At 67.4% G+C, this 20,107-nt stretch carries 19 protein-coding genes; all 19 read left to right on the top strand.

Annotation, left to right across the window (positions count from 1 at the left end):
* Positions 1-36: 36 nt before the first annotated feature.
* Positions 37-534: an Lrp/AsnC family transcriptional regulator gene (locus U5914_RS04595; protein ID WP_336134512.1), complete on the top strand. Its 498-nt coding sequence runs from the start codon at positions 37-39 to the stop codon at positions 532-534.
* A 190-nt stretch (positions 535-724) separates the two neighbouring features.
* Positions 725-2,140 carry a PAS domain-containing sensor histidine kinase gene (locus U5914_RS04590; protein WP_336134511.1) on the top strand — a complete coding sequence of 472 codons (1,416 nt, stop codon included), beginning with the start codon at positions 725-727 and terminating at the stop codon, positions 2,138-2,140.
* Positions 2,141-2,333: 193 nt separating this feature from the next.
* Positions 2,334-3,629, top strand: a complete 1,296-nt coding sequence (locus U5914_RS04585) for a cyclase family protein (protein ID WP_336134510.1) — start codon at positions 2,334-2,336, stop codon at positions 3,627-3,629.
* A gap of 216 nt (positions 3,630-3,845) precedes the next feature.
* Complete coding sequence (locus U5914_RS04580) at positions 3,846-6,035, top strand: type II/IV secretion system ATPase subunit (RefSeq protein WP_336134508.1); 2,190 nt, start codon at positions 3,846-3,848, stop codon at positions 6,033-6,035.
* Positions 6,028-7,905 carry a type II secretion system F family protein gene (locus U5914_RS04575; protein WP_336134506.1) on the top strand — a complete coding sequence of 626 codons (1,878 nt, stop codon included), beginning with the start codon at positions 6,028-6,030 and terminating at the stop codon, positions 7,903-7,905. Before U5914_RS04580 ends, U5914_RS04575 begins: the two co-directional genes overlap by 8 nt.
* Positions 7,902-8,630, top strand: coding sequence for a DUF7289 family protein (locus U5914_RS04570; protein ID WP_336134504.1), 729 nt, complete (start codon positions 7,902-7,904; stop codon positions 8,628-8,630). The genes U5914_RS04575 and U5914_RS04570 overlap by 4 nt, the downstream gene beginning before the upstream one ends.
* Positions 8,623-9,084, top strand: a complete 462-nt coding sequence (locus tag U5914_RS04565) for a DUF7266 family protein (RefSeq protein WP_336134503.1) — start codon at positions 8,623-8,625, stop codon at positions 9,082-9,084. Before U5914_RS04570 ends, U5914_RS04565 begins: the two co-directional genes overlap by 8 nt.
* The gene (locus U5914_RS04560; protein ID WP_336134501.1) at positions 9,081-9,719 is read left to right on the top strand and encodes a DUF7263 family protein; all 639 of its coding nucleotides are present in this window, start codon (positions 9,081-9,083) and stop codon (positions 9,717-9,719) included. Before U5914_RS04565 ends, U5914_RS04560 begins: the two co-directional genes overlap by 4 nt.
* A complete protein-coding gene (locus U5914_RS04555; protein WP_336134499.1) occupies positions 9,712-10,116 on the top strand; it encodes a DUF7262 family protein in 405 nt (134 codons plus the stop codon). The genes U5914_RS04560 and U5914_RS04555 overlap by 8 nt, the downstream gene beginning before the upstream one ends.
* Positions 10,098-10,631: a DUF7261 family protein gene (locus U5914_RS04550; protein ID WP_336134497.1), complete on the top strand. Its 534-nt coding sequence runs from the start codon at positions 10,098-10,100 to the stop codon at positions 10,629-10,631. Before U5914_RS04555 ends, U5914_RS04550 begins: the two co-directional genes overlap by 19 nt.
* Positions 10,632-10,702: 71 nt before the next feature.
* Complete coding sequence (locus U5914_RS04545) at positions 10,703-11,050, top strand: hypothetical protein (protein WP_336134495.1); 348 nt, start codon at positions 10,703-10,705, stop codon at positions 11,048-11,050.
* A gap of 299 nt (positions 11,051-11,349) precedes the next feature.
* A complete protein-coding gene (locus tag U5914_RS04540; RefSeq protein ID WP_336134493.1) occupies positions 11,350-12,930 on the top strand; it encodes a class I adenylate-forming enzyme family protein in 1,581 nt (526 codons plus the stop codon).
* A 37-nt stretch (positions 12,931-12,967) separates the two neighbouring features.
* Positions 12,968-13,678 (top strand): helix-turn-helix domain-containing protein, encoded by a 711-nt coding sequence (locus U5914_RS04535; RefSeq protein WP_336134492.1) that lies wholly within the window; start codon positions 12,968-12,970, stop codon positions 13,676-13,678.
* 166 nt (positions 13,679-13,844) lie between these two features.
* On the top strand, positions 13,845-14,798 hold the full coding sequence (locus U5914_RS04530) for an alpha/beta hydrolase (RefSeq protein ID WP_336134491.1): 954 nt from the start codon (positions 13,845-13,847) through the stop codon (positions 14,796-14,798).
* 80 nt (positions 14,799-14,878) lie between these two features.
* Positions 14,879-16,294: an ABC transporter substrate-binding protein gene (locus U5914_RS04525; RefSeq protein WP_336134490.1), complete on the top strand. Its 1,416-nt coding sequence runs from the start codon at positions 14,879-14,881 to the stop codon at positions 16,292-16,294.
* 3 nt (positions 16,295-16,297) lie between these two features.
* Positions 16,298-17,074, top strand: a complete 777-nt coding sequence (locus tag U5914_RS04520; RefSeq protein WP_336134489.1) for an ABC transporter ATP-binding protein — start codon at positions 16,298-16,300, stop codon at positions 17,072-17,074.
* Complete coding sequence (locus U5914_RS04515; RefSeq protein ID WP_336134487.1) at positions 17,071-17,769, top strand: ABC transporter ATP-binding protein; 699 nt, start codon at positions 17,071-17,073, stop codon at positions 17,767-17,769. The genes U5914_RS04520 and U5914_RS04515 overlap by 4 nt, the downstream gene beginning before the upstream one ends.
* Positions 17,766-18,758, top strand: coding sequence for a branched-chain amino acid ABC transporter permease (locus tag U5914_RS04510; RefSeq protein WP_336134485.1), 993 nt, complete (start codon positions 17,766-17,768; stop codon positions 18,756-18,758). The genes U5914_RS04515 and U5914_RS04510 overlap by 4 nt, the downstream gene beginning before the upstream one ends.
* Before the next feature lie 244 nt (positions 18,759-19,002).
* A complete protein-coding gene (locus tag U5914_RS04505) occupies positions 19,003-20,091 on the top strand; it encodes a branched-chain amino acid ABC transporter permease (protein WP_336134484.1) in 1,089 nt (362 codons plus the stop codon).
* The last annotated feature ends 16 nt before the right edge of the window (positions 20,092-20,107 follow it).

Genomic DNA, 20,107 nt, shown 5'->3' with positions numbered 1-20,107 from the left:
TGACTTATTACCGAACGTGAATATATGGATGACACTATGCCAGACGTGAAACTCGATGAGGTGGACTTCAAAATCCTCCGACATCTCGACGAGGATGGGGAGATAAGCGTCGAGGATTTGAGCGACGAGTTGGACGTCAGTAAATCCACTATTTATTATCGAATCGAAGGATACCGCGAGCAGGGCATCGTCGAAGGGAAGATTTCGAAACTCGATCCACAGAAGCTCGGGCTCGGGTTGACGGCGATCACCGAGATCAACGCCAATTACGATGGACCGGGCTATGAGGAGATCGCTGACCGAGTCTCGTCGCTTTCCGGGGTCCAACGGGTGTTCTTCATGCTCGGCGAGATGTCGTTTTACGTCATTTCTCGCGTCCGAGACCACGAGCACCTCCGAGAGCTCATGGAGGCGATAATCCAGACGGAGGGCGTCGATGACTCCACAACGAACGTGGTCCTCCGGACCTTCAAGGACGAAGACCGGCTGCTGGTTAACTACGACGACGAGGATCTGAAGCGGCTTTTTGAATAGTCAGCCCAACAGGTATCTCCCCTCGGAAGGACGAGGCGGATGCTTCCCGACAGTCATCTCCATACGCGATATCACGTCACAATACCACATGAACACTTAACATAGTACCCGTTGGATTATACCGAAATCAATGGCCCTGAATCATCGCGCAGTCGCCTCGGCGGTCGAACGGCGCGGTAGTTAGCCCCCGATGAGGTATCTACGGTCGAGCGACAGCGAGCGGCGATACAGGCAGTTGATAGAGACGTCGCCGGCGCCGATCAACCTCTTCGACGCCGACGGCGAGATACTCTGGGGCAACGACGCCGTCCTCGACCTTCTGGGCCTTTCCTCCCGGTCGGAACTGGTTGGGCGGTCCATCTTCGAGTTCATCGACCCCGCCGACCAGTACACGGCCAAGCAGGAACTCGCGGAGGTCGTCGGGGACAAACGGTCGGCCGGCCCGACCGTCATGAAGCTACAGCGGGCGGACGGCGAGACGCGCGACATCCGCGTCGCCACCGCACCCGGGCGATACGAGGGACAAGACATCGGACAGGCGGTCGTCATCGACGTCACGGACCTCAAGAACGCCCAGGCGGAACTGGAGGCCGAACGCCAGTTCATCGACGACGCCCTGGACGCGCTTCAGGACGTCTTCTACGTCATCACGCCCGGCGGGCAACTGAAACGATGGAACGACGCCCTGCTGAAGGTGTCGGGCTACGACGAGTCGGAGGTCCGAGGGATGGACGTCGAGGAGTTCTTCGTCGACGCGGATTCCGAGCGCATCTCGGAATCGATAGCGACGGTGTTCGCCGACGGCGAGGACGTCATCGAGGCGACGGTCGTGACGAAACTGGGCCGAGAGATACCCTTCGAGTTCCGCAAACGGCGACTGGTCCGGGATGGGGACGTCGTCGGACTGGTCGGTGTCGGCCGCGACATCTCCGAGCGGGTCGCCCGAGACCAGCACCTCCACGCCGTCGACCGACTGCTCCAGCACCACCTCCGCAACAAGGTCAACGTCATTAACGGACAGGCCGACCAACTCCGGGAAGGCACGGCACACCCCTCCGAGGCCGCCGACCGGATCGAAACCGCGTCCGGGCAGCTGCTCTCGATGTTCGACAACCACCACGATATCGTCGAACTGTTGACCGAGCGCGACCCCGCCGAGGAACTCGACGTGGTCGCGGTCGTCGAGTCGGTCGTTGAGGTTGTTCGTGAGGAGTATCCGGACAGTAGACTCAGCTATGAGGCCCCGGATTCGGCGACGGTCGTCGCCGTGCCAGCCGTCGATAGAGCGCTCCACGAACTCGTCGAGAACGCGGTCAAGCACAACGACGCCGACGAACCCTCCGTCCACGTGGTGGTGCGTTCGCAGGGGTCGACCGTCACGGTCGAGGTGATCGATTCAGCGCCGGAGATTCCGGACATGGAGTACCTCCCGCTGGATGACTTCGCGTCGCTGACGCCGATTTTCCACTCGAGCGGGCTCGGACTGTGGTTCGTCCACTGGGTCACCGAACGGTCCGGCGGCACCCTCGAGTTCGACCGCGTCGATTCGGGCGGGAACAACGTCACGCTCGAACTGCAGCAGCCGAACGGACACTGGACGGCCTGACGTGGAATCGGTCCACCCGGTTCGGTACTCGGTTCCGAATGGAATAGCGTCGGGATCCATTCATACGGGTTTTGGAGTCTTTTACCGGCGAGCGCCCGGTACGCCCCGTCGTCCGAACCACCGATGTATTTATATTTTTCACAACAGATTTTCTTAGTTGCGTGCTACCATTGCACGTAGGATTTGATACGGTATGAAAGACAACAGCGACCACAAGAACCACGAAGACTGTAGCTGCGGGAGCGTCGGGCGTCGAGGGTTCGTCGGAGGATGTGGAGCGGCCCTGGCCTTCGCGCTCGCGGGGTCGAGCCTCTCGACGGCGGCGGCCGAGACCGACTCCGAATCGGCGGTCGAGCAACTGCTCGCGGACAAGCCGGACGACTGGGGGCGCTTCGGCGAGGACGACGAACTCGGACGGCTGAACCTCCTCGACGGCGCGGCGGCCTTCGACGGGATGCGCGCGGCGACCAAGCGCGGCCGCAACCGCGTCGAACGCTTCACGCTCCAGTTGTCCCAGACCGGCGAGGTCATCGATTCGGCAACGGATACCGGCGACCCGGCGTTCCCGCCGCGCACGCCCGGCCGCCGGGACAACACGACGGCGGTCGAACCGGCCCCGCAGCCGGGCGGCGTGAAGTTCGTCGACGACAAGTTCGTCGCCGACATGTTCCTCCAGGGAACGACCCACGTCGACGCACTGGGACACGCCTGGTACGGCGAGGAGATCTACAACGGCTTCTCCGCCCGGACGACCGAGACGGTCAAGGAGTTCGACACCCCGCTGTTGGGAACCCCCGACCGGGACGCCATCCCGGACAACGGCGACGACGAGAACCTGACGAAGGTCTCGGAAACGCGAGGGCTGAGCAAGGCCGGCATCGAAAACGCCGCCGACGCCGGTATCGCCGGCCGCGGCGTCCTGCTGGACGTTGGCCGGGCACTCGACGCGAGCGACGAGAACGACCGCCTGCCGCTCGGCTACGAGATAACCTACGACGACCTGATGACGACCGCGGAGGCCCAGGGCACCGAACTCCGCGAACGGGACGTACTCCTCGTCCGGACGGGTGCAGTCGAGCGGACACGCGACCCCGATGCCGAATGGGCCGCGCTGAACGAACCCGGATTGGTCTACAGTGATGACCTGTTCGACTTCTTCTACGAGAAGGATATCCCCTATGTCGGCGCGGACAACCTCGCCGTCGAGAAGGTCACCCAGCAGATCGACGTCGACGAGGACGGGGACGACGAGACATTGGTCATCCCGCTGCACGGCGCGCTGCTGCGGAACCTCGGCGTCAGTATCAACGAAATACTCGACCTCCGGGAACTCGCCACCGCCTGCGCCCGCGACGGCATCTACGAGTTCCTCTTCACCGCGGCCCCGTTACACATCGAACGCGGCAGCGGCGCTCCGGTAAATCCGGTCGTGCTGAAAGCGACCGACGGGAACGACAGAGGACGCGGAGCTGACAGGGGCCGCAACTGACGGACTACACCGGTCCGTTTTTCGACGACCCGGAATCGAGGCCGTTCGCGCCCACACCGTGTTTTCGGCGAGAACGGGGCCACGATGAAACTGCGGCGGTCGAACCGAGACTGAGAAAGATGGAATGTACGGAGACATATTACTAGTTCTCCAGTAGCAAATGATTTTTCCCTAAATACTAATATTTAAATTCAATAGAGTGGGAAAACCACTCAGATGCCATCCGAGCTTCCGACCGTCCCGCCACCGGAACCGCCCGACAGCCCCGACGCGTGGTACGCACCCGATGTCCACGACCAGTACGCGCTGGAAGCCGGCGTCGTCGCGACTGTCGAAAGCGACGACGAAGCGTTCGTCTACGACGTTCGGGAACCATCGCTTTCGGCGGACGCGTCGGCGGACCTCGATGCGGTCCGCGACTACTTCGGGGGCGCCGAGTTGCGCCGGCCCCGAACCCGCGAGGGGGCTGCCGAGCAACTGCGGGCTGGGTTCGACCCGAAGTACGGGCGGGCCATCGACCGCCTCGTGGACTGCTCGCCGAGCGAGCGGCGTCGACTGGAGTACCACGCGCTGGCGGAGTTGAAATGTCTCGGCGAGTTGACGCCGCACGCCATCGACGACGAAATCGAGGTGGGTGACCTCGCGGACGGGGAGTTACTGGTCCACCTGACCGACTACGCGCCGGCCCGAACCGGCCTCGACGACCCGGAGTTCCTCGAACGGTTCAGCGCCGAGCGGCTGGCCCGGTATACCGTCTCCTTCGCCGGCTACGAGATTCCCGTCGTCCGCTATCGGGAGCGCATGCTGGGCGTCGACCCCTTCGAGCGGAAGTACGCCGTCCGCGAACCCGACCGCCTGCCGGGCGACGACCGCCTCATCGAGGAGTGCAAGGAGCGCGTCTGGGAAGTCGGCATCGAGGGCGTCGACGGCGCGACCGCCTTCGACGACCGCGCGGGCGTCGTTCGCGAGCGGGCCGAGCAACTGCTCTCTCGCCGCCTCACGGCTCGCAACACCCGCGCATGGCTCGACGCCGCCCGCTACCGCGCCCGGTCGGCGCTGGCCGAATACGACCTCGCGGTGCCGCCAGTCTCCCGCCGCTTCGCCGACGACCGCCTCGACGACCTGCTCTACTACGTCCTCCGCGATTTGGTCGGCTATGGCCAGCTCACGGTGCCGATTCGGGACCCCAATCTCGAAGACATCGAGGGCAACCGGGTCGGCGAGCGCCTCAAGGTCGTCCCTCGCGGCGGCGGTCGCGAACCGACCAATCTCACCTTCGAGGACGAGGACGCGTTCGTCAACGTCGTCACGCAACTGGCTGCCGAGGACGGCGTCGAACTCTCGGCGAGTCGCCCCTCCGCGAAGGTGAACCTTGAACCCGAGGGACTCGACCAGACCATCCGGTGTGCGGTCGCGCTGCCGACCATCTCCGAGGACGGCCCCCACATCTCGATTCGGAAGCAGGCCGCCGACGTGCTCACGCCGCCGGAACTGGTCGAGAGCGGGGCGCTCCCGACCGAACTCGTCACCCTGCTGTGGCTGTTGTACGAACACCACGGCGTCGTCCTCTTTTCCGGGCCGACCGGGGTCGGCAAGACGACGCTAATGAACGCACACATGCCCTTCGTCGACTTCGAGGACCGCCCAGTCAGCATTGACGAGGGCTCCCGCGAAGTCCTCCTGCCCCACGAGACGGGCGTCTCGCTGACGACGCGGGACCATCAGGACGAGCACAAACACGTCTCGATGGCCGATTTGATGACGGAGACGAACTATCTGAATCCGGATACGGAAGTCATCGCCGAAATCAATTCGGCCGCCTCCTTCGAGACGTTTGGTGAGGTATTGCAAACTGGTCACGGGGCTCTCGGAACCACCCACGCCGAGGACGTCGAGAAACTCGTCAACCGGGTCGTCGAGAAGGGCCTGCCCGCCTACCTGCTCCGGGAACTCGACCTCGTGGTCTTCCCCCGTCACGTCGACGGGGAACGGTACGTCGGCGAGGTCGTCGAGTTGCTCTCCGAGCAGGAGGCCGCCGAACTGGACGGTGAAACCGAGACCATCGAGAAGGGCGACGTGACCGTCCACTACAACACGGTCCTCTCGCGAAACCCCGACGACAGTTGGACGTTCGCCTACGACCACCCGAAGTTCGGGGACCCGACCGAACGGCTGGGATTGTATGCCTTCGACCGCCTCGCCGAGCGCACCGACCGTCCGGTCGACGCCGTCACCGAGGAGTTCCACCGAAAACACGGCTACGTCGAGTATCTCGTCCGCGAGGGCGTCACCGACATGGACGAGTTGTTCGGCTTCCTCGCGGACCTCCGGACGAACGAGGCGGCGACCATCGAGCGCATCCAGCGCGAGCGGACGAGTGCCGACGCGGAGGCCGTGGATGATTAGCGCCCTCGCGAGGCCGCTGTCGGTGCTCGACCGCGGGCTCTATGCCCTCTTTTCTCGGCACGCCGACCGCCGCAAGCACGACGCCGACCGCGAACAGTACCGCGGGGCTGCCCTCGACGTCGGCTTCGACACCTATCTCGCCCGGGTCTACGGCCTCTCGTGGCTGGTCGCGGTCGGCGTCGGCTGGCTGGCAGCCGTCTTCGTGGTCGCGCTGCCGACCGAAGCCGTCGTGGCCGGGCTCGAAGCCGCCCGGGCGGTCGTTCCCGGAAGCACGGGCGGCGTCGCCCCCGAGATTCCCCGCCTCTACGTCGCAGTCGCCGTCGCCGCTCCAGCAGGTGCACTCGCCAAGCGGACGACCGTCGCGGTCGGCAGCGCCCACCTGCGGTGGCGGGCCGACGCCCGCCGGGCGGCCATCGAGCGAACGCTTCCCGGCGCCGTCCGCTACCTTCGCGCGCTGGCCGACGGCAGCGACGACCGGCGAACCATGCTCCGAAAGGTCGCCGAACAGGACGCCTACGGCGAGACGAGCGCGGCCTTCGAGCGCGTCCTCGGGAAGGCGGCATTGACCGGCAGCCTCGATGCTGGCCTTCGGCGGGTGGCCCGCGAGACACCCTCCAGAGAGCACCTCTCGCCGTTTCTTTTGAAGTTCCGCGAGCACGCCAAACAGGGCTCGGACGCCCTGACGGGCTATCTCCGGATGGAATCGCGGATGCTCTCTCACCAGCAGTCCCGTCGACGCCAGCGGGCCGGCGACTTCCTCGAACTGCTGGCCGAGTTGTTCATCGTCCTGCTGGTGCTGCCCGCACTGTTGGTCATCATCATCACGGTGATGAGCGTCCTCGCTCCCGGACTCTCCCAGCCCATCCCGTTGCCCGGCCAGCCGACCGCCCGCGCCGTGTTGGTCTACGGGAGCGCGGGCTTCGTCCTGCTTGTCGGCGCCTGTACGGCCTATCTGGTCGGCGAACTCCGCCCGGCCAGTCACACCCCGAGCTACGAGCGACCGGGCGGACTGGCGACCCTCGCGAGCGCTACGACCAACCCCGCCAGCGCTGCCGTCGTCTGTCTCCCGATAGCCGGCCTCGCCGTCGCGGCGCTGTGGACCGTCGGCGAACCGCCGGTCAACGTCGCCTTGCTCGGCTACGTCGCCTACGGCCTCCCGGTTGGCGCCGTCGCCCTCCGGCGAGCGCGCCTCGACGACGCCAAGGACCGCGAGATTCGGGACTTCGTCCACGCCGTCTCCGGCCACGTCAGCCTCGGCCGACCGTTCGGCGAGGCCGTCGAGACGGTCGCCCGCGAGGTGGATTTCGGGCCGCTTCAGGCCGACATCGAGGACCTCGCCTTCTCGCTCGGACTGACGACGGGCACCGAAACCGGCGACACCAGACAGGAGGCACTGGACCGCTTCGTCGACCGCGTCGGGACGCCGCTGGCCGAACAGACCGTCGGTCTCGTGACGGGCGCTCTCGACGTCGGGAGCGACCCCGAAACGACCTTCGAGACGCTCCAGACGGAGATCGGTCAGCTCCACGAACAGCGGAAGAAGCTCCGCTCCGAAATGTTGGTCTACATCGTAGTCGGGTGGACGACCGCCCTGCTCGTCGTCGGCATCGTCATCGCCGTCACCGCCTACGTCCTCGACGGGTTCGCACAACTGGCGACCGTCTCCGGCGGCACCGGCGTCGCCATCGACCCCAACGCGGTCGACATCGAGCGGGACACGCGGCGCTTCTACGTCGTCACGCAGGCGACGATGCTGGCCTGCGGCTGGTTCGCCGGCACCGCCTCCCGCAGCCGCTACGAGGCACTGCTTCACTCCGCGGCGCTCGTGTTCGTCTGCTATCTCGTCTTTTCGGGGGCACGGATGATATGACCCGAAGCGAATCACGGTCCGCCATTCGCGGCCAGTCCAACGTCATTGGCGTCGCCCTGCTGCTCGGAATCGCCGTCGTCTCGATGGGCGCGCTCACCGCCGCGGTCGGCACCGTCGTCGAATCGACGGCCTCCGAGGCCGACGCCGAACGGGTCTCGTCGGACCTCGACAGCGCCCTCGAACCGGTCGCCACGACCGGCCCCCGTCGCGGCACCGTCACCTTCAGCAGCGGCCGCCTCGCACCGGTCGACCGGGCCCTCGAAATCCGCGCCGACGGCGAGGTCGTCGAGCGACTGGCGGTCGACGCCTTGGTCTTCGAGTCGGGCGACCGCCGCGTGGCGTTCCACGCCGGCGCCATCGTCCGCGGCGAGGGCGGAACGGGCTGGCTTGCGACCGAACCCCCCGTGACCGTCGGCGAGGACGTCCTCATCATCGGTGCGGCACGACTCGGCGACGGCGTCGGGGGGGTTTCGGGCAAGGGCGGCGTCACCGCCACCGTCGAAAGCGACGTGAGTCACGACCGGCGAGACCTCGGTACGGCGACCTTCTCCGTGGCCATCGAGACGAACGCCCCGGGCGCGTGGGAGCGAGCCTTCCGCGAGCAGGGTGCGACCGTCGACCGCGAACCCGGTTCGCCGCCGACCGTCGTCGCGACCTTCGAGGGCGACCGACAGGGCTATCTCGTCGTTCACGACTTGAACGCGGAGGTATCCGGCGGTGAGTGACCCCGAGCGCCTCGGCGCCGCCGACCGCGCCATCAGCCCCGTCATCGGCAAGTCGATGGAGGCCACGCTGGTCGTCCTCTACATCGGCCTCGTGACGACCGCGCTCTACGGTGGCGCCGTCCCCGAGTACCGTGCGACGGCCGGCAGCGAGGTCGCCGAACGGACGCTCGCCGACGCCGCGACCGACATCGAAGCGGCGATTCCACCGGAAGCCGTGGGAGCTACGGTCACGCGCGACATCGAGTTGCCGGCGACCATCGCCGGAGAGGCCTATCGCGTTCACGCGGACAGGGACCGTCTCGTTCTCGACCACCCGAACCCGGCTATCGACGAAACCGTGCCGCTGGTGCTGCCCGAGCGGGTCGTGAGCGTCTCGGGAACGTGGCAAAGCGGCGAGGACGCACAGGTCGTCGTAACGACGACCGACGGTGGACTGGAGGTGCGTCTCACGTGAAGGGGCAGGCCAACCTGCCGGCGCTGGCCGTCGCGTTGCTCGTCGTCACGACCGTCACTGCCCTCTCGGTGACCGTCGCCGACGGCGCCTTCACCATCGCCGACCGAAACGCGGCCGAACGGGCGACCGCCGACGCGCTGGCCGACCGGCTCGTCGCCGCCGACAGTCGGCTTACCGACCGCCGGAACGTCCTGAACGCGAGTCGTCTCGACGCCCGGACGGTCGCCGATATCGTCCCCGGCGGCGTCGACATCCGGGTCGTCATCGACGGCGAGACGATCTACGAGCGCGGGGACCCGACCGGCCCGACGGCCCGTCGAATCGCCCTCCGCGCCGACCGACAGACAGTCACCGTCGACCCACCGCTGACACACGGCGAGACGACACTCCCGCGCCGGAGTCCGACGGCCACCGTCGACATCGACGCCGACGCGGGCGTCGAGACCGTCCGCGCGAACGACCGCGTCGTCCTTCACGACCCCGACGACCTCGGCGGCGAGTACGACATCGCCCTCTCGCGGTACGAAACCACGACGCTCCGGTTCGACGGCGACCCCCAGCCCGGCGACGTGACCGTGACCTACTATCCGCGCCGGACGACGAAGGCGCTCGTCGAGGTGACCGTCGATGAGTAGGGGCCAACTCTCGCTGTCGGTCATCGAGGCCGGCATCGGCGTCGTTCTCGTCCTCGCGGTGACGATGGGCTTCGCGCTCGGCGTGCCGTCGGCAGACACCGACACGCCGCAACTCGACGCCTACGCCGAGGACGCGGCGGCCGTCCTCGCCAACGAACCGCCGCGGCACGGCGGCGAAACGCGGCTTTCGGAGGTGACCCAGTCACCGACGGCCTTCGACCGGGAGGCCGACGCCCTCGATACGCGCGTCGACCGCATTCTCGGCGACAACCTGCTGTATCGGGTCGAGACGCCACACGGCGCCGTCGGGTACAAACGCCCGGCGAGCGTGCAGGTCGGCCACGCCCGCGTGCCGACGACCGGCGGGGAGGTGACGATATGGGTCTGGTACGCATGACCGGCGACCGCGGCCAACTGGTACTGGTCGCCGCCGCGGTCATCGCTATCGGCCTCGCGCCGGTGCTTTTTGCCTACCTCCAGTTGGGCTACCACCCCGACACCGAGCGCCAACCCGAGGTGACGGGCGAGGAAGCCGTCGCCTACCTCGACCGCTCGGTCCACGACGCCGCGGCCGCGACCGCCGGCGAGTACCGCTGGCCCGCCCGCAATGGGAAAGCCGAGGCGGTTCGAGCCGAAATCGGGGGCGATATCGACACGCTGGAGGCGGCGGCGCTGGAGGAGGGCATCGCCCGCGAAATCCGGTACAACGACAGCGCCGCACGCGAGTGGGCCGCCACGAACTGCGAGTCCGGCCCCGGCAAGCGGTTCGGTACGTGCGAATCCCTCGACGGCATCGTGATACAGGAGCGGGCCAACGAGGCGGTACTGGTGGCCGTCGGGGTCGATATCGAGATCGTCGGCCCTGATGGCAACACGGAGTTGACCACCGTCATCGAGGTAGGTACGGGATAGGACAGTCGGTTCACGGACGAGTTCGAGTCTGCCACCCCACCGTTATATTGCTCGCAGTCGAAGTAACGGGAATGCCCGACACCAAAGAGGGCCGCGAGAAACAGGCCGCCGACGAGGACCGGCGACAGCGGGAGCGGGACATCGAGGAGGCACGAACCCGAAGCGAGGAGTTGGAACCGCCGGCGGAGGACGAGGAACTCCCTCGTGAGTGTCACCGCCGCGGCTGTGCGGAACCGCCAGCGTTCGTCGTCCGCGAGCGCTATCAGGAAGAGACCGGCCACGGGGCCGTCGTGGCGAGGGCGTATCTCTGTCCGGACCACACCGCCGAGGAGAGTCCGACGAACCTCGACAACGCCTACTCGGGGTACGTCTTCCGGGTCGACCCGGTCGAGACGGCGTCGGATGCCGATATGGCGTGACCCCCTCCGAGACGTGAGACGACGCCTGTCGACGGGCACGCCGGCCCACCGCCGCTACTCGCGTGGGAGCGTGTAGCCACCGCCGAACGGCAGGTCGGTGCCATAGCGGTGTCTCGCATGTGAGGAAAAACCGAGGACGAAGGGCTTCGGGTTGATATGTGAATCTCCGGTTTGATACTGGACGAGTGGCTGTGGTATGGTATGTCACTCACCACGTATAGCCGGCCACCCGCCCGTAGGTCTCGACCGCAGGGGGCGTACGCACCCCCGGAACCGAACCCCACCGGCCCGCCCGAGACGTGACGTCCGAGAGCGCGGCGAGCGCGTCCCCACACGCCCACGCCGACCGACCCTACGAGTGGGTCGGAGCCTGGAGCCAACGGCGGGCGCGACTCACCCCGAATCGGGTCGCCATCAAGGAGCCAGCCACGGGGTCAGAATACACCTACGCGGACCTCGACGAGCGGGCGAACCGGACCGCAGGCGCCCTCCGGGAGCTCGGTGTCGAGTCGGGCGACCGCGTGGCCGTGCTCGCGCGGAACCGGGTCGAACTGGTCGACCTGTTCTTCGCGACGGCCAAGACCGGGAGTCTGCTGGCGCCGCTGTCACACCGCCTCCCCGAGCGCGGGTTGGCGGCCGTCATCGGTGACGTCGACCCCTGCGTGGTCGTCGTCGAGACGCCCTTCGAAGCCGAACTGATAGACGCCCTCGAACGGAGCGACGCCGACCCCGCCGTCCGGTCGCTACCGACCGACGACGACCATCGCTACGACCCGCTCGATATCGACCGACAGGACGCCGCCTTCGACGGCGTCGAAACCGCGCTGTCGGACCCGCATCTCCTCTTGCACACCGGGGGGTCGACCGGGACGCCGAAGGAGACCGTCCTCACCCACGGGAGCATCTACTGGAACGCCTTCAACACCATCACCTCGTGGGGCATCCGCCCCGACGACGTGACGCCGCTGGTCTTCCCCATGTTCCACACCGGCGGCTGGAACGTCCTGACGCTGCCCTTCTTCGGGATGGGCGCGACGGTGCTGCTCCGGCGAGAGGCTCACCCCGAGCGCGTGCTGGCGGATATCGACCGCGAGTCGGCGACCACTCTCGTCGCAACGCCGACCGCCCTCGGCGAGATGGCCCGCCACGACGCGTGGGACCGGACGGACCTCTCCAGTCTCCGCTTCGTCAAAAGCGGCGGCGGCCGCTGTCGCGACCACGTCATCGAGGCGTGGCGGAACCGCGGCGTCGACTTCTCGCAGGGCTACGGCCTCACCGAGTTCGGCCCGAACAACTTCGCCATGCCGGCCGACGCCCCGCCGGAGAAGGCCGACAGCGTCGGCGTGCCCGCGATGTGCGTCGATTTCCGGCTGGTCGACGATTTCGGCGACGCGGTCGCCCGCGGCGAGGTCGGCGAACTGGAACTCGCGGGGCCGGCCGCCGCCGCCGGCTACTGGGGCGACGCGGACGCCGACGGGAACACCTTCGGCGAGTGGGTCTCCACCGGCGACCTCGCTCGCGTCGATGCGGACGGCTACGTCCACATCGAGGGCCGCATCGACGACATGTTCGTCTCCGACGGCGAGAACGTCTACCCCCAGCGCGTCGAAAGCGCCATCGCCGAACATCCCGCCGTCGAGGCGGCAGTGGTCTTCGGCGTGTCCGACGACCGCCTCGGCGCGGTCCCCAAGGCCGTCGTCGTCGGCGACGACTCGCTGACGCTGTCGGAACTGGAAGCGTTCCTCGAACCCCGCGTCGCCGACTTCGCGCTCCCCGTCGCGCTGACGGTGACGGACCGGTTCCCCGATTCGGGCACCGGGAAGATCGACCGCGCGGCCGTCAAGGAACGGTTCGGGCCGCCGGAGGAGGGTGAACTGTGAGGAACCGTTATATAGGAGGCACCGAAAGGGAGACATCATGTTAGACGTCACCATGGAGATGGAGCAGTACGACTGTCCCTTCATCGACACCACGGTCGACCACGAGGTGACGTTCTCGACGATGCATTGGCAACTCGATGCGGCCGCCGAGGAACTGGAGACGCGGCTGGTCGTCGAGGCGGCCGACCGGGGGGCACTCGACAACGGCCTGTCGGCGCTTCGCGCCCACGAGAACATGAACGACTACCGGCTGTTCACCCGGCAGGACGACACCGCGGTCATCCGGACGGTCATCGAACAGACCGACGCGATGGAGACCATCCACGACCGCGGTGGCTACATCACCGGCCCCTTCCACATCCGCGATGGCGAGGAGTTGTGGCAGGTCGGCTTCGACGACGGCGGGGTCGCCGACGAGACCCTCTACGCCCTCGACAAGAACAACGACTTCGAGGTCAAACAGCGCCGCGGGCTCGAACTCGACCAGCTGTTCGACGTGATGCACAACGCCGACGCGGCGACGGCCCTGCTGGATGCCGCCCGGTCGCTGTCGGCCGTCGAGGCGGACACCATCCGACGCGCGGCCGACGCCGGCTACTTCGAGACGCCGCGGGACGCCACCCTCTCGACGCTGGCCGACGAGTTCGACGTCTCGACGACCGCCGTCTCCAAGAACATGCGCCGCGGCGAGAAGAAGGTCCTCCGGGGGCTGGTCGAGGCGCTCGAACACGTCGACGAGATGCCATAGCGGGCGGCGGCCTCCGACTGCATCGACCGCGCTCCGTTCATATTGCAACCCTTCGTTTTTGTTAGCGGCATCACGTATAGTGTGTCATGCTACCGCGAACCACTCCGAGTAGCCACCCAGTGACCCCCACCCGAACGGACGAATCGACGGTCACCGGAGCGGAACGATGACCGACCGCCATCCCGACCTCGACGAGCAGGCGCGGGCGCTGCTGGAGGAACTCGAAGCCGGCGTCGCGCCGCCCTCCTCGACGCTGTCGGTGGCGACCGGCCGGCAGTTGCTCGACGACCTCTTTGCCGTCGCCGACCCCGAACCCGTCGGCGAGGTCACGGAAATCGAGATTCAGGGCCCGAACGGCCCGATTCCGCTCCGCATCTACTCGCCCGAGGGCGAAGGGCCGTTTCCCGTGCTGGTCTTCCTCCACGGCGGCGGGTGGGTCCGCGGCTCGCGGGACGCCTACGACGGCCCCTGTCGCCTGCTGACCGCGGAGGCCGACTGCGTTGTCGTCTCGGTGGACTACCGTCGGGCGCCGGAACACCCCTTCCCCGCGGGACTGGAGGACTGCTATGCCGCGACGGCGTGGGCTGCCGACCACGCCGCGGACCTGCAGGGCGACCCCGACCGCGTGGCCGTCGGCGGCGACAGCGCGGGCGGCAACCTCTCGGCCGCGGTCAGCCTCGTCGCCCGCGACCGCGGCGGCCCCGACCTCGCTCACCAGTTGCTCGTCTATCCGGCCGTCAACCCGCCGTCGGTCCGCCGGTTCGACTCCTACGACGACTACGGGACCGACTACTTCCTCGAGTTCGACAGCATCGAGTGGTATCTCGACCAGTACCTCTCGGGCGCCGCCGACGTCGGCAACGCCTACGCCTTCCCGCTGCGGGCCCGCGACCTCTCGGGGCTGCCGCCGGCGACCGTCATCACCGCGGGCTTCGACCCGCTGGTCGACGAGGGCACCGCCTACGCCGAACGGCTCGACGAGGCGGGCGTCTCCGTCGAACACCGCAACTACGAGGGGCAGATTCACGGCTTCCTGAGCCTCTACGAGCACATCGACGACGGCCGCGACGCCATCGACTACGCCGCCGACCGGCTTCCGGACCCGCCCGGCGGCGAGTGACCGCTCGACCCGCCCGAGACCGGTGTAGTTGATATGTTAACCTCCCCCCTTTTGGCGAATAATGTGTGTATACTTCTATCATGGCAAAGAAACAGACGCGGCGACAGTGGCTGAAGACGACGGCCGCGGGAACGCTCGGAGCCACGGCGCTGGCCGGGTGTACGGGGGACGGCAACGGGAATGGAAACGGCAACGGCAACGGCAACGGAAACGGCAACGGCAACGGCAACGGCAACGGCAACGGAAACGGCGGTGCCGGTGGGACCGTCAAGATAGGCGTCATGCAGCCGCTGTCCGGCGACGTGCAGTACTACGGCCAGCAGTCGCTGTGGGGATTCCTCTCGGGGCTGGCCTACAAACACGACGCCGACCCGCTCGACGTCTCGACCACCGGGACGGAGACGATAGAGGGCGAAGACGTCACCTACGAACTGGTCATCGAGGACTCGCAGTTCAGCCCCGACCAGGCCCAGACGGTCGCGACCGACCTCGTGCAGGACGAGGAGGTCGACATGCTGTTCGGAATCGCCTCCTCGGACGGCGCTCGGCGGGTCATCGAGTCGGTCGTCCTCCAGACGAACGTTCCCTTCATGGCCGGGCCTGCCGCGGCGGCGGACCTCTCCAGCGACAGCGAACTCTGTAGCGACCTCGTCTTCCGCGCCAGCGAGAACACGGCGATGGACGCCCTCTCCGGCGGGAAGTACGTGGCACAGGAGACCGACGTCGAGTCGGTCTACATCATGGCCGCCGACTACTCGTTCGGCCGTGCGGTCGCCCGCAACTACCGGAACGTCCTCGAAGACGAGGGCATCGAAATCGTCGGCGAGCGGTTCGTCCCGCGGGGCCACGAGGAGTTCGCGGGACTCTACCAGAACGCCGTCGACGCGAACGCCGACGCGGTCGTCGGCGGCTTCACCGTCGTGACGCTACCGAACTTCCTCGACGAGGGGCTCTCCGGCGGCTACGGCCTCCGGATGTTCGGCGGCTTCGCGACCCAGATATCGACCAACGCCGTCGGCGGCGTCGCCCAGCGCGTCCTCGGCGAACCGCTGACCGAGGAGAAGATTCGCGATGCGAAACTCGGCCCCTTCACCACCCGCTACCACTGGAACCAGTACGACAACGACATCAACGACGCCTTCGTCGACTCCTACACCTCGACGTACGGCATCACGCCCGACCTCTTTACCTCGGGGACGTTCACCGCGGCCTCGGCCATCGTGCAGGCCGTCAACGAGAGCGGGTCGACCGACGGCGCCGACATCGCCTCGGCGCTCCGCGGGATGACCGTCGCTGACACGCCGAAAGGCGCCGACGCCTACACCTTCCAGGAGTACAATAATCAGGCGCGCTCGGAGATGACCGTCGCCTACCCCGTCCCGAACACCGAGGACAACTGGGACGCGCCCATCATGCCGGGCGAACCGCTGGCCCGCATCCCCGCCGACGAGACGACGTTGCCGGCAGACCACCCCGACATGGGGTGTTCGCTGTAAGCGATGGTCCTGCGAACGAGGAACCTCACGAAGCAGTTCGGGGGCCTCGTCGCCGTGGACGGCGTCGACTTCGAGCTCGAAGAGGAGTGCTGTTCGCTCATCGGGCCGAACGGCGCCGGGAAGACGACGTTTTTCAACCTGCTGACGGGCGTCCTCGACCCGACCGAGGGCACCGTCGAGTACCACGACGGCGACGACTGGACCGACATCACCGACCACGCGCCCCACGAGACGGCGCTGTCGGGGCTGCATCGCTCCTACCAGATTACGAACGTCTTCGAGACGTCGACGGTACTGGAGAACGTCCGCATCGCCGCGCAGGCGGCGGGCGAGGATTCGTGGCGCGTCTGGCGCAACGTCGAGGCCTTCCCGGAATACGAGCGGGAGGCCCGCGACATCCTCGACCGGGTCGGCCTCGCCGAGAAGGCCGACCGGCCCGCCGAGGCGCTCAGCCACGGCGAGAAACGGAACCTCGAAGTCGCCATCGCCCTGGCCGGCGACCCCGACGTCATCCTGCTCGACGAACCGACCGCGGGCGTCTCCAGCGACGGCATCGACGAACTCACCGACCTCGTCGACGACATCGCCGCCGACCACGCCGTCCTGCTGGTCGAACACAACATGGACGTCGTCATGGAGGTCAGCGACCGCATCGCCGTCCTCCATCAGGGCTCGCTCATCGCCGACGACGACCCGATGGCGATTCGCAACAGCGAGCGCGTCCAGGAGGCCTACCTCGGCGGCTACGAGGCCAACACTGCCGGGGGTGAACACGCGTGAGCCTGCTCGAAGTCGAGGATATCCACAGCTACTACGGCGAGAGCCACATCCTGCAGGGCGTCTCCCTAGAGGTCGAGGCCGGCGAGACCGTCGCCCTCATCGGCCGCAACGGCGTCGGCAAGACGACGACGCTCCGGTCGATTCTCCAATTGACGCCGCCCCGTGAGGGGACCGTCACCCTCCGCGGCGAGGACGTCACCGGCTGGCAGACCCACGACGTCGCCCGGAAGGGCGTCGGTTGGGTGCCGGAGGAACGCCGGATGTTCTCCCATCTGACCGTCGACGAGAACATCCGCATCGCGACGCCGCCCGGCGAGGACGTTCAGGCGGCCTTCGAGACGGCCTACGGCGCCTTCCCGGAACTCGACGACCACCGCGGCCGCGAGGCCGGCGACCTCTCCGGCGGCCAACAGCAGATGGTCGCCATCGCGCGCGGACTGGTCGGGAACAACGACCTCCTGCTGGTCGACGAACCCAGCGAGGGGCTGGCGCCGCAGATCGTCCAACAGGTCGCCGACGCGCTCTCGCGGGTCGCCGAGGACGCGACGGTCCTGCTGGTCGAACAGAACTTCCCGCTGGCGATGGACCTCGCGGACCGCTTCTACCTGCTCGACCACGGCCAGGTCGTCGAATCGGGTGACACCGCGGACGTCTCTCGCGACGACGAGCGGATTCGGAGGTATTTAAGCGCATGAGTGGCCTCGAACTGCTGGCCGACGGCGTCCCGCTTTTCGCGCCCGTCGACATCACCCTCGACGCGCTGTCGAAGGCCGCCCTCTACATCGTCATCGCCAGCGGCCTCAGCCTCATCTTCGGGCTGATGGGCGTGCTCAACTTCGCCCACGGCTCGCTGACGATGCTCGGCGCCTACCTCGGCGGCGCCGTGATGGTCGGCCTCGTCTCGGCGGCCACCGGCGACATCGCGCGGTTGCTGTTGTTCTTCGTCGCCGTCGCCGCCGTCTTCGCGGTTCTGACCGGCTTCGGCGCCGCCATCGAGTTGACGCTCATCCGGCCGATTTACGACCGCGAGCCGCTGTTCCAGATACTGCTCACCTTCGGCCTCGTGTTGGTCCTCGACGAGGCCGCGCGCATCGTCGTCGAGTTGGGTGGGCTCCGACCGCAGACCGAGTGGCAGGACGCCATCGGGACCGCGCCGGAGTTCCTCGCGACCCGATACGGCATCCTCGGTGCGAGCACGAGCGGCCTGCTCTTCTTCGAGATGCTGGTCGGCCTGCTCGTGGTCGTCGCCATCTTCCTGTTCCTGACGCGGACCCGATACGGTCTCTACATCCGCGCCGGCAGCGAGGACCCCGAGATGACGCAGGCGCTGGGCATCGACGTCCGGCGGGCCTTCACCGTCGTCTTCGGCGTCGGCGTCGGCCTCGCCGGCGTCGCCGGCGTCCTGCTCATGTGGGACCCCCGCTTCGGCGCGAGCGTCCCGCTGGGCGTCGAGACGCTGCTCATCTCCTTTATCGTCGTCATCATCGGCGGCCTCGGCTCGTTCAAGGGGACCGTCGTCGCCGGCCTGCTGGTCGGCTTCGTCGACGCGCTGATGACGTGGCTCTTTATCAACTACATCGACTTCCCGGGCCTGCCGGAGTTGGTGTTGTTCCTCGTGCTCGTCGTCGTGCTCATCGCGCGTCCGAAGGGCCTGTTCGGCATCGCGGAGGTGGGGGGCCATTAGCGACCCTGCTCCCGCGGCCGACGCTGACGAGGCCGGCGGCGGCAGCGGCGAGACGGCCGTCGAGGAGTCGACGACCGTCGAGACGCTCCGCCGCTACCTCCGGAGCCACACGGCCCACGTCGCCGTCGTCGCCGCGCTGGTCGTCTACCCGTTCATCTACGCCGCCCTGACGGGCATCGGCCTCACCGTCGGCGGTGTCCAACTCGGGGCGCTGTTCGACGTCTTCCTGCCCCGGACCCGGACGATGGTCGTCGTCCTCTACGTCGGCCTCTTCGCGATGAGCTTCGACTTCATCAGCGGCTACACCGGCTATCTCTCCTTCGGCCACGCGATGTTCTACGGCATCGGCGCCTACTTCGTCGTGCTGGCCGGCACGGGGAAGATACCCGGCCTCCCGGCCGAGGCGCCCTTCATGCTCATGCTGGTCGGCGGCGCGCTGGTGGCGTTGCTCATCGCGGTCGCCGTCGGCGCGGTCTCCTTCCGACTGACCGGCGTCTACTTCGCGATGGTGACGCTGGGCTTCGCGGAGGTCTCCCACGTCTTCATCCGCAACTGGGATTACGTCGGCTCGAACCCACGGGACGGCGTCGGCGTCGTCGGCCGCGACGGCTTCGCGGTCGGGGTTCCCGGTATCGACGCCCTGCAGTTCCGACTGGGCCGCCTGACCGGCGATAGCTTCGAGAACGTCCTCGGGACGGGCCTCGAGTTGGGCACCGTCGAGGTGTCCTACTACGCCATCGGCGCGGTCGTCCTGCTGTCGTACTTCGCGATGCAGCGGGTCATCCACTCGCCGTTCGGCCGGGTGATGGTCGCCATCCGCGAAAACGAGGAGCGGGCTAAGGCCGTCGGCTACAACACCTTCTGGTACAAACTGGGCGCCTTCGGCATCAGCGGCTTCTTCGCGGGCGTCGCCGGCGCGCTCTTTGCCGGCTACCGGCGGTCGGTCGCCCCCGAGAACACCTTCGACCTGTTCGTGACCGCCGACGCCCTGCTGGCGGCCATCATCGGCGGCTTCGGCACCCTCGCCGGCGCGCTCTACGGCCACCTCTTCCACGAGTTCGTCCGGGGCATCCTCTCGACCGAATCCCACGGACTGGCCCGATTCCTCCGGGACGCACTCCCCGAGGGCGTGCTGACGGCCGGCGTCGGCGATTTCACCGTCGTCGAGTTCATCAACGTCTTCATCGACGGCCGCGCCGAACTCTACCTCGGTCTCATCTTCATCGCCTTCGTCCTCTTCATGCCGCGGGGCATCCTCGGCGCGCTCAGAGAGCGCCTCGGCGGCACCGTCGCCGAGAAGCTTCCCGAGCGCCTCGACCGCTACCGGCGATAGCGGCGCTCCCGTTCTT

Source organism: Natronomonas amylolytica (assembly GCF_037031205.1).
Taxonomy (GTDB): domain Archaea; phylum Halobacteriota; class Halobacteria; order Halobacteriales; family Haloarculaceae; genus Natronomonas; species Natronomonas amylolytica.
Note: the sequence above shows the minus strand (reverse complement) of the source record. Positions and strands in the feature narration are given on the sequence as shown.

Excerpts from the sequence above, each read along its gene's own strand:
- U5914_RS04575 (WP_336134506.1), top strand. The coding sequence starts at position 6,028 with ATGATTAGCGCCCTCGCGAGGCCGCTGTCGGTGCTCGACCGCGGGCTC.
- U5914_RS04585 (WP_336134510.1), top strand. The coding sequence starts at position 2,334 with ATGAAAGACAACAGCGACCACAAGAACCACGAAGACTGTAGCTGCGGG.
- U5914_RS04505 (WP_336134484.1), top strand. The coding sequence starts at position 19,003 with ATGGTCGTCGTCCTCTACGTCGGCCTCTTCGCGATGAGCTTCGACTTC.
- U5914_RS04530 (WP_336134491.1), top strand. The coding sequence starts at position 13,845 with ATGACCGACCGCCATCCCGACCTCGACGAGCAGGCGCGGGCGCTGCTG.
- U5914_RS04580 (WP_336134508.1), top strand. The coding sequence starts at position 3,846 with ATGCCATCCGAGCTTCCGACCGTCCCGCCACCGGAACCGCCCGACAGC.
- U5914_RS04535 (WP_336134492.1), top strand. The coding sequence starts at position 12,968 with ATGTTAGACGTCACCATGGAGATGGAGCAGTACGACTGTCCCTTCATC.
- U5914_RS04570 (WP_336134504.1), top strand. The coding sequence starts at position 7,902 with ATGACCCGAAGCGAATCACGGTCCGCCATTCGCGGCCAGTCCAACGTC.
- U5914_RS04590 (WP_336134511.1), top strand. The coding sequence starts at position 725 with ATGAGGTATCTACGGTCGAGCGACAGCGAGCGGCGATACAGGCAGTTG.
- U5914_RS04550 (WP_336134497.1), top strand. The coding sequence starts at position 10,098 with ATGGGTCTGGTACGCATGACCGGCGACCGCGGCCAACTGGTACTGGTC.
- U5914_RS04525 (WP_336134490.1), top strand. The coding sequence starts at position 14,879 with ATGGCAAAGAAACAGACGCGGCGACAGTGGCTGAAGACGACGGCCGCG.
- U5914_RS04520 (WP_336134489.1), top strand. The coding sequence starts at position 16,298 with ATGGTCCTGCGAACGAGGAACCTCACGAAGCAGTTCGGGGGCCTCGTC.
- U5914_RS04595 (WP_336134512.1), top strand. The coding sequence starts at position 37 with ATGCCAGACGTGAAACTCGATGAGGTGGACTTCAAAATCCTCCGACAT.
- U5914_RS04545 (WP_336134495.1), top strand. The coding sequence starts at position 10,703 with ATGCCCGACACCAAAGAGGGCCGCGAGAAACAGGCCGCCGACGAGGAC.
- U5914_RS04555 (WP_336134499.1), top strand. The coding sequence starts at position 9,712 with ATGAGTAGGGGCCAACTCTCGCTGTCGGTCATCGAGGCCGGCATCGGC.
- U5914_RS04510 (WP_336134485.1), top strand. The coding sequence starts at position 17,766 with ATGAGTGGCCTCGAACTGCTGGCCGACGGCGTCCCGCTTTTCGCGCCC.